General features: G+C 30.3%; 15 protein-coding genes and 1 other annotated feature. Of the genes, 1 reads left to right on the top strand and 14 read right to left on the bottom strand.

Annotated features, from left to right (window positions below; genetic code table 11):
- The first annotated feature begins 176 nt into the window (after window positions 1-176).
- Window positions 177-866 carry a BglG family transcription antiterminator gene (locus C7U55_RS05800; RefSeq protein ID WP_106987761.1) on the top strand — a complete coding sequence of 230 codons (690 nt, stop codon included), beginning with the start codon at window positions 177-179 and terminating at the stop codon, window positions 864-866.
- A 28-nt stretch (window positions 867-894) separates the two neighbouring features.
- Here the strand turns inward: C7U55_RS05800 and C7U55_RS14110 are convergent, their stop codons facing one another.
- From C7U55_RS14110 to C7U55_RS05865, 14 genes are all read right to left on the bottom strand, one after another.
- On the bottom strand, window positions 895-1,023 hold the full coding sequence (locus C7U55_RS14110; protein ID WP_256276257.1) for a hypothetical protein: 129 nt from the start codon (window positions 1,021-1,023) through the stop codon (window positions 895-897).
- A 57-nt stretch (window positions 1,024-1,080) separates the two neighbouring features.
- Window positions 1,081-1,722, bottom strand: a complete 642-nt coding sequence (gene deoC / locus C7U55_RS05805; RefSeq protein WP_106987762.1) for a deoxyribose-phosphate aldolase — start codon at window positions 1,720-1,722, stop codon at window positions 1,081-1,083.
- Complete coding sequence (locus C7U55_RS05810; RefSeq protein WP_106987763.1) at window positions 1,709-3,166, bottom strand: UDP-N-acetylmuramoyl-L-alanyl-D-glutamate--2,6-diaminopimelate ligase; 1,458 nt, start codon at window positions 3,164-3,166, stop codon at window positions 1,709-1,711. The genes deoC and C7U55_RS05810 overlap by 14 nt, the downstream gene beginning before the upstream one ends.
- A complete protein-coding gene (gene mtaB, locus C7U55_RS05815; RefSeq protein ID WP_106987764.1) occupies window positions 3,166-4,446 on the bottom strand; it encodes a tRNA (N(6)-L-threonylcarbamoyladenosine(37)-C(2))-methylthiotransferase MtaB in 1,281 nt (426 codons plus the stop codon). The genes C7U55_RS05810 and mtaB overlap by 1 nt, the downstream gene beginning before the upstream one ends.
- Window positions 4,447-4,454: 8 nt before the next feature.
- A complete protein-coding gene (locus C7U55_RS05820; protein ID WP_106987765.1) occupies window positions 4,455-5,207 on the bottom strand; it encodes a hypothetical protein in 753 nt (250 codons plus the stop codon).
- Complete coding sequence (locus tag C7U55_RS05825; RefSeq protein ID WP_106987766.1) at window positions 5,204-5,944, bottom strand: RsmE family RNA methyltransferase; 741 nt, start codon at window positions 5,942-5,944, stop codon at window positions 5,204-5,206. The genes C7U55_RS05820 and C7U55_RS05825 overlap by 4 nt, the downstream gene beginning before the upstream one ends.
- Window positions 5,945-6,061: 117 nt before the next feature.
- On the bottom strand, window positions 6,062-6,673 hold the full coding sequence (locus C7U55_RS05830; protein WP_106987767.1) for an ECF transporter S component: 612 nt from the start codon (window positions 6,671-6,673) through the stop codon (window positions 6,062-6,064).
- A gap of 130 nt (window positions 6,674-6,803) precedes the next feature.
- Window positions 6,804-7,772: a P1 family peptidase gene (locus C7U55_RS05835; protein ID WP_106987768.1), complete on the bottom strand. Its 969-nt coding sequence runs from the start codon at window positions 7,770-7,772 to the stop codon at window positions 6,804-6,806.
- A gap of 16 nt (window positions 7,773-7,788) precedes the next feature.
- Complete coding sequence (locus C7U55_RS05840) at window positions 7,789-8,412, bottom strand: pentapeptide repeat-containing protein (RefSeq protein ID WP_106987769.1); 624 nt, start codon at window positions 8,410-8,412, stop codon at window positions 7,789-7,791.
- Window positions 8,387-8,911: a GNAT family N-acetyltransferase gene (locus C7U55_RS05845; RefSeq protein WP_106987770.1), complete on the bottom strand. Its 525-nt coding sequence runs from the start codon at window positions 8,909-8,911 to the stop codon at window positions 8,387-8,389. Before C7U55_RS05845 ends, C7U55_RS05840 begins: the two co-directional genes overlap by 26 nt.
- Before the next feature lie 28 nt (window positions 8,912-8,939).
- Complete coding sequence (locus C7U55_RS05850) at window positions 8,940-9,755, bottom strand: Cof-type HAD-IIB family hydrolase (protein ID WP_106987771.1); 816 nt, start codon at window positions 9,753-9,755, stop codon at window positions 8,940-8,942.
- 111 nt (window positions 9,756-9,866) lie between these two features.
- The gene (locus C7U55_RS05855; RefSeq protein WP_106987772.1) at window positions 9,867-10,733 is read right to left on the bottom strand and encodes a shikimate dehydrogenase; all 867 of its coding nucleotides are present in this window, start codon (window positions 10,731-10,733) and stop codon (window positions 9,867-9,869) included.
- Window positions 10,734-10,776: 43 nt separating this feature from the next.
- Window positions 10,777-11,010, bottom strand: a binding site (T-box leader).
- Window positions 11,011-11,096: 86 nt separating this feature from the next.
- Window positions 11,097-13,133 carry a hypothetical protein gene (locus tag C7U55_RS05860; protein WP_106987773.1) on the bottom strand — a complete coding sequence of 679 codons (2,037 nt, stop codon included), beginning with the start codon at window positions 13,131-13,133 and terminating at the stop codon, window positions 11,097-11,099.
- Between the two features lie 218 nt (window positions 13,134-13,351).
- Window positions 13,352-15,487 (bottom strand): hypothetical protein, encoded by a 2,136-nt coding sequence (locus tag C7U55_RS05865; protein ID WP_106987774.1) that lies wholly within the window; start codon window positions 15,485-15,487, stop codon window positions 13,352-13,354.
- Window positions 15,488-15,614 lie beyond the last annotated feature (127 nt).

Below are 15,614 nucleotides of genomic sequence, written 5' to 3' on the forward strand. Positions count from 1 at the left end.
ACAACAAAAACTTCAAGAAAATGATTAGCGCTTACATAATTACTTTACATGTTTACTATAACAGGAATCATTCCTAAAATCTACTCATATGCTCTTATAAATATTATTTATTTTTTCCTAGCTTTTCTAATTGATTTAGTATATAGTTTACATAGACATTTTAGGAGGCTTTTTTTATGACATTATCAAATCAAGCTTTATCAAGCGCCGCTGATAAAGATTTAGAATTATCAAAGCAAGCATGTCAAGAAGCTGTAAATGAGGTTATTCAAAAAAATAATTTATCATTATCTACCCAATTTACACAAAATCTTGTTGTTCATCTTGCAATTGCAATACTTAGAATCAAAACAAATAATTACATTCCTTTAAGCCAAGGACAAATTACATCATATAAAGCAAATAAAAACTACGATTCAGCAGTTGAGATTTGTAACATTCTTTCTAAAGAATTCAATATTGAATTTCCTGAATCTGAATTAGCACTTATTTCGATGTATTTATCTAAAAATAATGTATTAGATGTTGAATTTAATGCCGGTGTTAATTTATTAGATGATGAAATTATTGAAATTTTACAAAACACTTTAGATTCTTTATTTGAACAAAAAGGAATTGATTTAAGACATAACGAAAAATTGCTTGTCTCTTTAGGATTACATTTAACACCAGCACTTGATCGTTTATTAGAAGATTCACAAATCGAAAATCCTTTAACAGAAAAAATCAAAGAAAGACATCCTAAAGAATTTGCAATGGCAGAAATCTTAAATGATGCTATTGAAACAATCTATCATAAAAGATTCACAGAAGATGAAGTTGCATACTTTGCTTTACATTTCATTGTTTCAGCAAGACAAAAATAAGAAGCTTAATCAAAAGCTTCTTATTTTTTTATAAATATCTACCCGTTATACTTTCATTATTATTTTTAATTTTGTCAATCGTTCCAGAAGCAACAATTCTTCCACCATCTTTGCCACCACCTGGTCCCATATCAATAATATAGTCTGCATTTTTCATCACATCAATATCATGTTCGATAACATTTAAAAAAGTTGAATAGCTTTACTATCCAACTTATTTGTCAACCAATGAACATCCTGCACTTGTACCGATACGATCTGCCCCTGCTTCTACAATTTTAACCATGTCTTCATGCGTTCTCACTCCACCAGCAGCTTTTACTTTTGCTTTTCCTTGAACCGCTGCTTTCATGATTTGAACATCTTCAATTGTAGCCCCTCTTGTAGAGAATCCAGTACTTGTTTTTACATAATCAGCTTTTGCTTCAACACATAATTCACACGCTTTTTTAATTTCATCTTCTGTAAGTAAACATGTTTCTAAGATAACTTTAACAAGTGTTCCATTAGCAGCTTCTACAACAGCTTTTACATCATTTCTTACTAAATCATAGTTTTTATCTTTTAAAGCTCCGATATTCATCACCATATCGATTTCATCTGCACCATTAGCAATGGCATCTTTCGTTTCAAACGCTTTAACTGCACTTGTATTAGCTCCTAGTGGAAAACCAATAACTGTACAAACATTAACATCACTGTCTTTTAAATAATCTGCACAATAAGCCACATGACAAGGATTAATACAAACACTCGCAAATCCATATTCCATTGCTTCATCACAAATTCTTTTTACTGTTTCTAAAGGTGTATCTGCTTTTAAAACAGTATGATCAATCATTTTATTGTAGTTCATTTTCTTCTTCTCCTTCATAAACTCTTTTTATTGCTTTTAAAGCTATTGCTTTATCGCCTTCATAATCTCTTTGCCCAACTTCCAAAGATATAAACTTCTCATGTCCTTTTCCAAGTAATAAAATCACATCCCCGGGACTTGCTTGTTCGACTGCTTGTTCAACTGCAATCGCTCTATTAGTAATAATAATACTTGGAATGTCCGTAATTGCTTCTTGAATTTCTTCACAAATATCTTCTACTTTTTCACCTCGATCATCTAATTCTGTTAAAATAACATGATCTAGATAACGATTAGCAAGTTCACCTATTTTCTTTCTTCTAGCAATATGCCTTTTACTTGGTGCTCCCAATACTGCAATGATTCTGCCTCTTGAAACACGATCTGCAAATTTAAACACATTTTCAAAATCTTTTGTATGGCAACAATAATCTACAATAATCGTAATATTATGACGATTTGGAATAATTTCCATACGTCCATCAACCGGTTTAAGTTCTCCAATGGCTTCAATAATCATACGATCATCAAAACCAAGCCCTACTAAAGCACCAACTGTAGCTAATACATTATAGATATTAAAATCGGCAATCACTGGACAAATAATATGATATTTATTTCCTTTTAATAACAAATCAAATTCACTATGGTCAATATAAAGTTCAATATTTTTAGCCATGATTTCACTTTCATTTTTAATACCATAGGTCATAATTCTTGCTTTTGTTGCATCTTTAAATTCTTCAAAAACTTCTTCATCTTTATTCAATACAGCAATTGAATTTGTAGATAACATTGAAAATAATTTCTTTTTACTTTCAATATATTGTCTTCTTGTTCCATGAAAATCTAAATGTTCATCTGAGATATTCGTTAACACCGCAATATTAAAATCTACCGCATCAATTCTTTTTAGTGCAAGACCATGACTACTTGCTTCCATGGCTACCACTTTGACGCCACGTCTTGCCATATCAAAAAGTTTTTTTTGGACATAGAGTGTTTCTGGTGTTGTATAAGGACATTCTTCTTTAACGCCATCATACTCAAGTGATATTGTTCCCATATAAGCTGCTTTACAATAATGATCCATAACACTTTTAACCATTGAGGCAACCACCGTTTTTCCACTTGTTCCCGTTACCCCAACAATACGCATTTTCTTACTTGGATAATCATAAAAAACATTTGATACACGATTCAATTCATCTAAAGGATCCGCTACACGAATGTAAATAATTCCTTGTTGCTTGTCAATATCCTTACTATGAACAATAACCTTTGCCCCTTGAAAAATTGCATCATCAATATAACGATGTCCATCTACACTTAATCCTTCAATACAAAAGAAAATAGAATAGGGTTTTACATATCTTGAATCACTATGAATTGAATAGATTTTCATATCATTATCAATATCAAACAGCTCATTTAAACGTTTCATTATACCACTCTTCCAATTAATATTTCATCATATGAATCAATTATAACATTCTTCAATTGACCTATCAATTGCTTGTCACTTGGAACCTTTACAAGTAAATAATTATCACCATGTCCAACATAGTAACCATTTTCTTCTTTTTCAAAAAGAACTCTTAAAGTCTTTCCAATTTGAGACTTTGCATAATTTTCATTTAATTCATGAGATAAAGCAATCAAACGATTTACTCTTTCATGTTTTATTTTTTCATCCACTTGCACCATACGTGCTGCTGGTGTTCCTTTTCTCATTGAATAAGGGAATACATGAAGTTGCGTATAACCTACTTTTTTAATAAATTCGTATGTTTTTTCAAATTCCTCTTCACTTTCTCCTGGAAAACCAACAATAACATCTGTGGTAAAGACAATATCTGGAACAAGTTTTCTAATTTTAGATAACTTTTCATAATATTGTTCACAATTATATTTACGATTCATACGTTTTAAAGTCTCATCACAACCTGCTTGTAATGGCACATGTAAATGATCAACGATAATTTTAGATTTTGAAATTAAATCAATAATCTCATCAGTAATTTGACTTGTTTCAATAGAAGAAATACGAAGTCGCTTTAATCCTTCAATTTTCACAAGATCAACAAGGAGATCATAAAAACTATAATCTGCTAAATCTTCCCCATAACCTGCTGTATGAATTCCTGTTAAAACAATTTCTACATACCCTTTAGCCACAAGATCTTTTGCTTGTTTAACAACGCTTTCTGGTTTTCTTGAACGTACTCTTCCCCTTGCATAAGGAATAATGCAATACGTACAGAAATTATTACATCCATCTTGAATTTTTAAATAAGCTCTTGTATGTAAAAAACGATCAATATTTAAATCTTCAAATTTTCTTAATTGTTTTACTTCTGATACTTTCACAATTCTTTCATGAGTTTCTTGAAATTGTTCAACTAAATTCACAATTTCATTTCTAAATTGTGTTCCTAAAATAATACTAACTCCATCAATCGCTTCAATATCTTGAGGAGCCACTTGACTATAACATCCCACAACACAAATTGTTGCGGCAGGATTTTTACGAATCGCTTTACGAATCATTTGACGCGACTTACTATCACCTGTATTAGTAACGGTACATGTATTAATCACATAAACATCTGCTTCTTCTTTAAAATCAACTTCTTGATAACCTGCTTCTTCAAACATATTCAACATTGCTTGAGATTCATAAGAGTTGACTTTGCATCCTAATGTATGAAATGCTACTTTCATTTTTTCACCTACTTTAATTTCTTTATTATTTTTTTATGTATTTTATCACTTATATAATTTAATTCATGGAGTTGTTCAATAAATTGTTGAGGTTGATGATAATATGTCATAACTTCTCTGACATCTTCTAAATTGATATTTCCTTGGAAATATTTATCAACAATTGGAAAACAATCGACCATATGATATGTTTCCTTATCAAAAAGATAGATTTTCTTTAATTCATCATAATAGTAATATTCATAATTTTCATCTTCCGCAATTCCTTTTAAAGAAGAAAAAGCAGAACGTAATACTATTAATCCATATAATTGATAAGGTTGTTCAATATCTCTTGGATATTCTTTTACATAAAGTTTATGTTGTTTTAAAGTCATCAACATATAATTCTTTAAATATTTTTCATTAATAAAGGGTTCTAAATGAGGAATCATAATAATTTGATCTTCATGCTTCATTAACTTTAGTTCCTTTAAAACATCACTTAAGATACTATTAAACATTTTTTGTTTTTCTTCATAATTTAAATATTGAATAGCATCTTGTGTTTCATAGGCAAATCTTTTATATTCTTCCTCTATTTTATTTTTATTAAATATACTATTTAAGACAACTTCATATTTAAACATCTCTTCTTCATTTGTCATTTTAAAAGGAAAGCCATCTTCTACAAAAACTTCTTTTTGCCCTTCAAGAAAACGAAACAAATCACATTTTTTATATTTCAATTCTAAACCATATTTCTTTAATAATTTCATCATTTAACTAGCTCCCTTGTATAACCTATCACACTCATTAAATACAGTGGAGCTGTTTCGCTTCTTAAAATACGATTACCTAAAGAACAACATTTCACACCCATTTCATTAAGTTCTTTGATTTCACTTTCATCAAATCCCCCTTCACAGCCAACAATAATCATAAGGGAATTCCCTGTTTGAATTTGTTGGAGAGTATGAAACAATTCACCATGTTGATGTTGTTTAGCTGTTTCTTCATAAGCTACTAAATTATAATCTTTTAAATACGGTTTTAATTCTTTGATTGTTTTTACTTCTTCAATAGAAGGAATTTGATTTCTTCCTGATTGTTCACTTGCTTCTTTTAGGATTTTTTGATAACGGGGAAGTTTTTTATTAAATTTTTCTTTTGTAAGTTTGACAACACATCTTTTTGAACTTAATGGAATAATATGATGAGCCCCTAATTCACAGGCTTTTTGTAATACAAATTCAAATTTATCCCCTTTAGGAAGAGCATAAACCAATGTTACCTCAATATCTAATTCATTATTAATATCTAATTTTTCAATTGGTAAGATAATTCCTGCTTGAACATCTTCAATCGTACATAGATATTGGATATGATTTAAATCGACACATATAATTTGATTGCCACTTCTATTTCGCATCACTTTTTCAATATGATGTTGATCTCCACTTTCAATTTCAAAAGTTTTATTTACTTCAATACTTTCATTTACAAAATATTTTTGCATTGTCTTTCACCCCAACATATTCTAGCATAATATTCTCCTAAGACAAACATTTTTATTTCGATTCAGAAAATGTCAAAAAAACCTCCTTGTCTTTAGACAAAAGAGGTCTTATTCTCATTATTTTTTTAGTAAAGGTTTCATTGCTTTATAAACGGCCAATGAAACAACTGCTGCCAAGATAGCTTCTAGAATACCATTCGTTGTAACAACACCTAAAAGTAATCCAATAAGTCCTGAATAGGCAACATTTAAAGAACTTGCATAAGCATTTCCAAAGAATACATAGATTCCCGATAAAACAAGAACTGTATTCGTCAGTGCCCCTACCAGTGCACCTGCTAGAACACCGCTATTTTCATGTCCTTTATTTTTCATTATTTCAAAAATTAAACCGGCTAGATAGCCTAGTAAAATACGTGGAACAAAAGCAATCAACAAACTTTTATAATTTCCACTAATTGTACCTATTGTCACAAAAGGTGAAAAACAAAAAGAAGTGATTCCTGGTTGAATGGTTGCCCTGATCATACTTGTCAGACCAAAAACAAAACCTAATTCAGCCCCCGCTTTCTTTCCTAAAATAATACCCGCAATAATAACAGGTATGTGCATCGTTGTCGCATTAAGTGGTCCAATTGGAATATAACCAAGTGGTGTGACAACAAGGATGATTTCAATCGCTAAAAATAAAGCCATTGAAGTCATGTACTGTGTCTTTTTTGACTTCATCATTTCCTCCTACTGTCGCTCATAAAAGATGCAACGTTTTTTTGGTATTCACCATTTCGAATGTCTTAATAAAAGTCTTTCGATCTCTTTTAATATCAAAATAAGTGAACGAGAGAATTATATGACAAAATCATCTATTTTTCAAATCAGAAAAAGCTTTTAAGCCATAAGCACTTTTTGCCTTTAAAATGGCACGTTTAATACACATCGATGTCACTTCACTTGCAAGAACACCCACCGCATCTACCATTCCTTCAACTTCATTGGTACTTAGGACAAAAATAGTATCCCCATCACTCATAGTATGAACAGGTTGAATAGAGCGGGCATAACCATCATGACAAATTCCCGCCAGTTTTGTACATTGTGCTTTATTTAACTTGACATTAGTAACAATACAACCAATTGTTGTATTACCATCAGGAAGTTTTCGAATTTGATCCATTTGTTTCAATAAAACATCTTTAGTAGAAATAACTTGTTGTGTCTTTTTATCATAAATCCCTGCCAACATTTTATGACTCTCATGATCGACTACATTTCCACAGGCATTGACAGCCACAAGTCCTGCCACTTGAATAGCACCTACTTGTAAACCATAAGTTCCAATACCACCTTTCATGGCATGATCGAAACCTAAAATTTTACCAACACTGGCCCCACAACCAGCACCATAGTTTCCTTCTTTGATTTCATTATTTTCACTATCTTTACAAGCTAAATAGCCCATATGTTTATCCGGTCTTACTTGAGGATTTCCTACTGATAAATCAAAAAGAGAAGCCCCACAAACAATCGGTACTCTCGCAACCGACATATCAAAACCAACATCATGTTCTTCTAAATACTGCATGGCTCCACTTGCAGCATCTAAGCCAAAAGCACTACCCCCACTTAACATCACCGCATGAATTTGTTGAACCATATTAATTGGATTAAGTAAATCGGTTTCTCTTGTTGCTGGTCCACCACCACGAACATCAACACCCGCTGTAGCTCCTTTTTCAACTATTACGACACTGCACCCTGTTGCTGCTTGTATATCTTCAACTTGTCCTACTTTAACACCAGAAATATCTGTGATTTTTATTTCTTTCATTGTTTCACCTTTTTTCTTATTTTACTTTAACACCTAAAATTCCAATTAAATCAACTGCTTGAAAATCATTAATAACAAGATTCTTTAAACTTTGTAAATCAAACAAAGCTCCTTGAATTTGACAACTTGATACATCTAAACCTTTATGATGTAAAGAAGTAAGTTCACATCGTATTAAAGATGTGTCTTTTAATTCTATTTTTTTACAATGCGTATCATAGAAAGAAGCTTCTTGTAAATCAGTATGTTTAAAATAAACATTTTGAAGTGATGAAGAAGCATAATTACTGTATCGTCCTTGACAGTTTTCAAAAAGCACATCTTTTAAATTTGTTTCAATAAAAGTGGTTCCTGTAAGTTTACAGTTTTTAAATTGAACACGATTTAAATATTGATGATCGAAGTTTTGATTTGATAAATCACATTTATCAAAAGTCACATCAATTAAATCAATATGATTTAATTGAATGGTATTAAAATCAATATTTTCAAAAAGACAACCATCAAAAGTAAGATGATCTAAATTCATTTCTCTTTCATAATTTTCATCAATATGAATATCTTGAAACTTCATTTCTTTCAAACATTCATCAAATGTTGTCTTTTCAATATAACTAAGCTTTGGTTCTATTAATTTCATCCTGTCTCCTTTTTAAAGAATTCCAAAAACTCCAAAATTCCTTATCACCAATCATACCATTTTTACATAAAATAATATAATCTTCTTTTTGCCATGTATAACATACTTTCGTTTCTTGAAATCCATTTCTTAAATAGAATTGTTTTCTTTTAATTCTTTGTTCCTTGTTTTTACATTCTTTAATTTGTTCAATATCAAGCATGATCCTATTTGAAACATATTCTTTAGAAAGATCTTCTAAAATCATACTACCATATCCAAGATTTCGATATTCTTCTTTAACCGCAAGATAGAGAATACTTACAATTTGATGATGGATACATAATATGGTAAAGCCAATAAGTTTTTCTTCTTGATAATAACCATAAATAATTCCTTTATGAAGATCATCAAAAAGCCAAGTAAGATTCGTTTGTTCATTTTTAGGAAAAGCTTGTTGGTAAAGTGTTCTTATTTCATTTATTTCTTCACTATGGAAATCAATTTGTTTTCTAATCATTTTAAAAAACTCTTAATTTCTTAAGAGTTTAAATAAGACCTTTTTCTTCTAGTTGTTTTAAGCAATAAGCAATCCCATTATCATTATTTGATAAAGTAATGTAGTTTGCTCTTTCTTTTACTTCATCAACTGCATTTTCCATAGCAACACCATAACCACAATATTCAATCAAAGATAAATCATTATATCCATCACCAAAAGCAATTGTTTCGTCTTGTTTAATTCCTAATTTCTTACATAAAACATCTAAAGAAGCTGCTTTATCAATTCCATTAGCCATACATTCAATAAAGTAAGGATCACTACGATAAATAGACATTTTACCTTCATAAGGTGCTTTAAATTCATCAAGAATTTGTGCAACATATGCGGGTTCTCCAGTAATTAATACTTTATTGACATCAAAGTTCACTTCTTTTTTAAAATCTTGAACATGTTTGATATTCATTTTTGTTGTAAAGCTTTCTAATTGAATCCAATGATCACCAATATCTTCTGTAATAATTTCAGTCGCATTGTATGTAAGTGGTGATAAACCAAAAGCTTTTGCACGATCATACATTTCATGAGCTACTTCACTTGAAAGAGTTTGTTCATAAACAACTTCATTTGTTTTATAATCTAAAACTCTTGCCCCATTGAATGATAATAAATATCCTCCAACTTTATCTAAAGTTAATTCTTTTGCTTCTTTAAAGATACCAGCTGTTGGTCTTCCTGAAGCTAAAACAATGATAATTCCTTTTTGTGCTAATTTAATAAGTTCTTGTTTTGTTTCTTCTAAAATATTTTTATTTTTATCTGTTAATGTTCCATCTAAATCTAATGCTATTAATTTATACATTTTTATACCTACCTTTTGCGTTTATTATAACAAAGACACTAAAAAAACAAAACTTATTTCTTAAAAAGAAAAAGAAGTCTAACATTGTGTTAAACCTCTCAAATAACTTTCTTAAAAGTCTAAAGCTTCTTTCACTTTATCAATTGGCATATCTTGATCTGTCCATAATTTAAATGAAGCAGCTCCTTGATAAAGCATCATTCCTAAACCATTAATTGTTTGACATCCAACTTTTTCAGCTTCTTCTAGTAATTTTGTTTTTTCCGGCATATAAATAACATCAGAAACAATTAAATCTTTTCTTAAATAAGAAGTATCTGGTAAAACCATTTGTCCTTCTAATTTACCCATTCCTACATTTGTCGCATTTGTGAAGATTGCTGATTCATTAATTTCTTTTCTTAATGTTTCATGATCATTTAAATCAAATAATTGTGCTTTACATTTTGTTTGTGAATTAATTTTTTCAACATTTTCTAAAGCACGATTCCATGAAGCGTCTTTAATATTAAAAATACTGATTTCTTTAACACCATCTAATGCAGCTTGCATGACGATTGCTGTTGCTGCTCCCCCAGCACCAACAATTGTCATCTTTTTACCAATGATATCAATTCCTTGATCTTTTAAAGCATTCATATAACCTGTACCATCTGTAATTGTTCCAGTTAAAACGCCATTATCATTAATAACTGTATTGATAGCTCCACACATTTTCGCAATTGGTGTAATATGATCTAAATATTGACCAATAGATGTTTTATAAGGCATAGAAACATTCCATCCTCTTACATTTAAAGCTTTGAAACCCTTAACCGCATCTTCTAATTGATCTGGTTGAATATCGAAAGCTAAATAAGCATAATCTAAACCTAATGCACGGCATGCAGCATTGTGCATCACTGGTGATTTAGAATGTCTAATTGGTGTAGCAATAAGTCCTAATAATTCTGTATGTCCTGTAATTCTTTTTTCCATTTTTATTTCCCCCATATATACTAATAAAAAAGTCTCTTCATCCCATAAGGACGAAAGAGACCATCGCGTTACCACCTTACTTCGTTATTATCTCACAATAATAACCTTACTAAGTACCTACATACTCATACACGTTAACGGGTGTCACCGGAGATATCTACTTACTTCAATATTCTACTCCAAGAGGAATTCAATCATCAAACATAACTTTTTTTCACCAACCAAAAGCTCTCTACCTATATTTTAATCATCTACTACTTCTTTTCACTGTATTTATTTGTATTAAACCACTTCATCATTTATTTGTCAAAGATTTTTATAAGCATATTGTAAAATATCGCCCCTCATGGGACGATATTTATTTTATTCTATTTTCTTTTTTCTAATATAAGTTAAAACAACTAAACTTCCTATCAATAATAAAACAACACCTATAATATTTTCATCATCCCCTGTTTTTACTTTTTTAACTTCTTGTTTATTTTCAGCTTTTACTACTGGTTTTACTGTTTCTTGATTATTTGATGTTGAATCATTCTTTTTATTATCATCTTTTGTTTGTTCTTTGATGAGTAAAGTTGTTGTAGCTATACCATCTTCAAATGTTACTTTTACATGATGTGTTCCTACAGCAAGTGTATTTAAATACATATCATCAAAAGTAATAATTGTAGAACCTTTTGTTACTTTATAATGTACTTTATCAACTTCTTGATCATCTACTTCTACTTTTACATTTTCTGTATATTCATGATCTATTCTTATTAAAATATCTTTTCCACTTTCTTTAACAAAAGTTTCTCCTTCACCTTCAATAACTTTATAAGAAATATTTTTCTTTACAAGTCCTTCAATAGCTTTATTAATTGCATCTGCATAACCATCTACTGTTGTTTGTTCCGTAATATTCTTTCCTTCTTCTACTAATGCAAGTGCATCTTTTAAGGCTTTTACTGTTTCATCTGTATAGATACTTAAATCACTTGGTACTTTAGCTTTTGCTTCATTGACTTTTGTATAATCAGCATCTTTATATTTTAATTCACTTATTGCCTTATTAATTGCATCTGCGTAACTATCTACTGTTACTTGTTCTTGTTTACTTTTTGCATGATCAACTGCATTAATTGCATCTTCTACAATAGAATAGTTAGAATATAAATTAGCATCTATTTTTTGAGCATTCGCAATCGCTTCATTTACTTTTGTGTAATCAGCTAAAATATTTAATTTATCCCATATAAATGTTGGATGATTAATTCCTACTACCCATTCAATTCCTGTACTTGCATTATTTCGAAGATCAGTAAGTACGTTAGCAGAAGAAAAATTAGAACTTTCTCTTCCACAGATAGACTGATCAAAGTTTGGATCTGCGGATGCAGTACCTGCATCCCAGTCTACAACAAGTTTTACAATTGCATTATAATTATTATCCGGATCATCAAGTGCTCTATCTGGCCAAATACAATTTGTAATATTAGCTACTGCAACAGCTGCAATCCAAGTGATATTGCCTGGTTCTGCACAATTAATATTTTTTGTCGCTACCATACAATTTTTAATTATTACACCTGGATTCCCATTAAAATCAAAATTTGCGCCGAGAATGCCACCGACAGCTGAATAAATATTTTGGCAAGAAACAGAACCTCCAAACCAGCAATCGATAATTTGTGAACTACTCTCAGAGTTTTCCCATTGTCCAATTAATCCTCCTACAGTATCGACACTATCCTCGCTAGGTTCAGTACTAATAACTGTAGCATTTGAAGCACAACCTTTTACCTGTGTACTCCAAGTGCATTGCCCTATTAAACCACCTAGCATCTTATCACCAACATCATTTTCAATTTTTCCACTTGTATAACAGTTTTCAACTATACCACCATTGACCCAATCTGCCAAAATACCAGCAAGTAGAGAACAATCATTCGAAACAATATCAGCATTCGTAACCATCAAATTTTTCACAATTCCACCAGAAGATATAACGCCAAACAATCCATTTCGTGTTAAATCTTCTCCTGTATAGTGATGATACAAATTCATTATTTTGTGATATTGACCATCAAAAGTACCGCCAAAATATTGACTAAAATTACTACCATTTCCAATAGATATCCATTGATGCCCTGAAAGGTCCAAATCATTATCTAAATAGATCGTTTTATCTTTAAATAATATATTACCATTGACTAGTTGAGCCAACCCCGCAAGTTGTTCTGCGGTTGTAATATGATATTCACTATCTACTTCATGCCCGACATACCAACTTGTATCAGCTGTCCCATCCCATATATCTACTGCTTCTACCGCAAATACATTCATAGGCACAAATGACACAACCATGGATAATGATAATAATACTGCAACCATTATTTTCTTAATTGCTTTCATACGCTTTCCTCCCAATAATTATTTTCAATGATACCTGCAGTCTCAAATTAAATTATTAAATAATTGCTGTCTTTTAACAACAATTATCATTTTTATTGAGACTACATATCTCTTCTATATTTATTATATTTTCTTCTATTTTGTTTGTCAATTTTATGCAAAATAAGTTTTTTATAAGCATATTGCAAAATATCGCCCCTCATGGGACGATATTTATTTTAATCTATTTTCTTTTTTCTAATATAAGTTAAAACAACTAAACTTCCTAACAATAATAAAGCAATACCTATAATATTTTCATCATCACCTGTTTTTACTTTTTTAACTTCTTGTTTATTTTCAGCTTTTACTACTGGTTTTACTGTTTCTTGATTATTTGATGTTGAATCATTCTTTTTATTATCATCTTTTACAGGTATTTCCACCACATTTGATTCAATAATAAATTCAGTAGATGCACTTCCTGTTGTTGAATTAATACTTATTGTATGTTTTCCAACTGATAAAGTATTTAAATAATCACTTTTTAATGTGATAATCGTACTTCCTTCTTTAGATACATAATTCTTTGAATCAATTATCTTACCATCAATAGATACACTTACAAAATCAGAATAATCTGCATCTGAAACAAATACAAAATCTATTTTGCTATCTTTTTTCCATTTACTATTTTGACCTTTTATAATTTTAGGCGTTTTGATATTTACCATTCTTTCATATCCACAAACATTACAAACAGTATCTTTATCATCATCAAATATATGTTTCGATTCATCTTTATGATTATGACATACTGTACATTCTTGCCAATGAATTTCTTCATTATTCATCCATTTTGTAGAATAATTATGTTCTAATAAATCACCATATTCTTGATTACAAAGTTCACAAACAGCTTTTTGTATGCAAGTAGCTTTTCCACCTGAATGATTTGTACAAGTAATTTGCCCATTATTTATAATTGTGCCATTTACAACAACCGTACCATTGTTCGTAAATTTAGCTTTATCGGGAATTGTTAATGTTGTTCCTTCTGATATTATTAAAGTTTTTTCAGATGAAACCGTTTCTTCACCGATTACAGTGACATTACCAATAACTTTACCATCATTACCATTGAAAAGAACACTATCATTAATAGAATCATAAGATTCATCTCCTGTTGTTGTTATCCAAGATTGATTAATTGTTGTTGTTTTTCTAGCTTTTATTCCTTTTTTATCTTGTGGAGCATTAGCTTCTACTTTACTGTTTTCTATAGAAAGATTACCTCTTGTAAAGATTGCGATATCACCTGTACTAGTTGCATTAATTGTACTATTTGAAATAGATAAAGCATTTTTTCCAAATAAAGCAGGATAGTATCCTTCAGCTTCAATTTGTGCATTTTCAATTTTTAAATTATTCGCATAAATACCGTTGCTTTCTTTACTTACTACCTTAATAGCTCCACCATTAATTTCTAAATCATTATCTACGCTTAAAGCAGCATCATAGCCTTTAGCCACTACTTTAGAATTTCCAAGCACTTTCATAGGAGAAGAAGAAATAATTCCAAAACCAGCATATTTTCCTGTTGATGATTTTGCTTCCGCTTCTAAATAACTATTATCTTTTAAAGTTATAGGTGCACCAAATGATTCTAGTCCTGAAACAGAATATTCCGATGGCGTTTCAGGATCATCTTGTAAACAAATAAGTTTCGCGTTATCTTCTAATAAAACCGAATGAGTTGTATCCCCATTCTTTACTCCCAATTGTAAAGGCGCGTATGTTCCATTTCCTGTATATGTAAGAACCGCATTTCCTGATATCACACATTTTCCATTCCATTCAGCCGAATTTCGTGCCACATTTACATTGATTGTTGTATCCGTAACATGAAGTGCACTATCCATATAAGATGTTTTTTGTGTTACAGTAAAACCTTCTGTATTCAATACTCCTGATCCATATATAGTTAAATCATTAGCTGAAATTCTTTTTAGTTTATTATTTGTATCTTTAGGCACTTCAACTACCATCTTCACAGGGCTATTTTGTACTATAAAGCCCCCATTACATACTAAATTATTAAGTTTTAAATAAAAAGCTTGATCAACTTCATTAGGATTATTACTTCCCCAAAAATTAATTTGTTTATCAGTCGTACCTGTCAATTCATAATTAACATCTCTTTTACGAATATTAATGCCTGTATCTGTAATTTTATAGTTTTCATTTTCAACATTTGCACCTCCTACATCAATGACGATTGGTGCATTCGTTGGTGTTACCGCCATTACTGAAACTGGCGCTAATAGTAGCATAAAGCAAAATGTTACAAGCATTGTAATGAGTTTCTTATTCATATTTTTTCCTCCTTCACCATTAAATGTTGATACCGCATGTCTCATATAAAACTAATAAATAATCGTTACTTTAAATTGAGCAAGCAACGTTTTTTTGAGACCACAAGTCTCATCTATCTATAATATA

This window comes from Faecalibacillus faecis (genome assembly GCF_003024675.1).
GTDB lineage: Bacteria > Bacillota_I > Bacilli_A > Erysipelotrichales > Coprobacillaceae > Faecalibacillus > Faecalibacillus faecis.

Coding starts and splice junctions, on each gene's coding strand:
- C7U55_RS05800 (WP_106987761.1), top strand. CDS start 177: ATGACATTATCAAATCAAGCTTTATCAAGCGCCGCTGATAAAGATTTA.
- C7U55_RS14110 (WP_256276257.1), bottom strand. CDS start 1,023: ATGAAAAATGCAGACTATATTATTGATATGGGACCAGGTGGTGGCAAA.
- deoC (WP_106987762.1), bottom strand. CDS start 1,722: ATGAACTACAATAAAATGATTGATCATACTGTTTTAAAAGCAGATACA.
- C7U55_RS05810 (WP_106987763.1), bottom strand. CDS start 3,166: ATGAAACGTTTAAATGAGCTGTTTGATATTGATAATGATATGAAAATC.
- mtaB (WP_106987764.1), bottom strand. CDS start 4,446: ATGAAAGTAGCATTTCATACATTAGGATGCAAAGTCAACTCTTATGAA.
- C7U55_RS05820 (WP_106987765.1), bottom strand. CDS start 5,207: ATGATGAAATTATTAAAGAAATATGGTTTAGAATTGAAATATAAAAAA.
- C7U55_RS05825 (WP_106987766.1), bottom strand. CDS start 5,944: ATGCAAAAATATTTTGTAAATGAAAGTATTGAAGTAAATAAAACTTTT.
- C7U55_RS05830 (WP_106987767.1), bottom strand. CDS start 6,673: ATGAAGTCAAAAAAGACACAGTACATGACTTCAATGGCTTTATTTTTA.
- C7U55_RS05835 (WP_106987768.1), bottom strand. CDS start 7,772: ATGAAAGAAATAAAAATCACAGATATTTCTGGTGTTAAAGTAGGACAA.
- C7U55_RS05840 (WP_106987769.1), bottom strand. CDS start 8,412: ATGAAATTAATAGAACCAAAGCTTAGTTATATTGAAAAGACAACATTT.
- C7U55_RS05845 (WP_106987770.1), bottom strand. CDS start 8,911: ATGATTAGAAAACAAATTGATTTCCATAGTGAAGAAATAAATGAAATA.
- C7U55_RS05850 (WP_106987771.1), bottom strand. CDS start 9,755: ATGTATAAATTAATAGCATTAGATTTAGATGGAACATTAACAGATAAA.
- C7U55_RS05855 (WP_106987772.1), bottom strand. CDS start 10,733: ATGGAAAAAAGAATTACAGGACATACAGAATTATTAGGACTTATTGCT.
- C7U55_RS05860 (WP_106987773.1), bottom strand. CDS start 13,133: ATGAAAGCAATTAAGAAAATAATGGTTGCAGTATTATTATCATTATCC.
- C7U55_RS05865 (WP_106987774.1), bottom strand. CDS start 15,487: ATGAATAAGAAACTCATTACAATGCTTGTAACATTTTGCTTTATGCTA.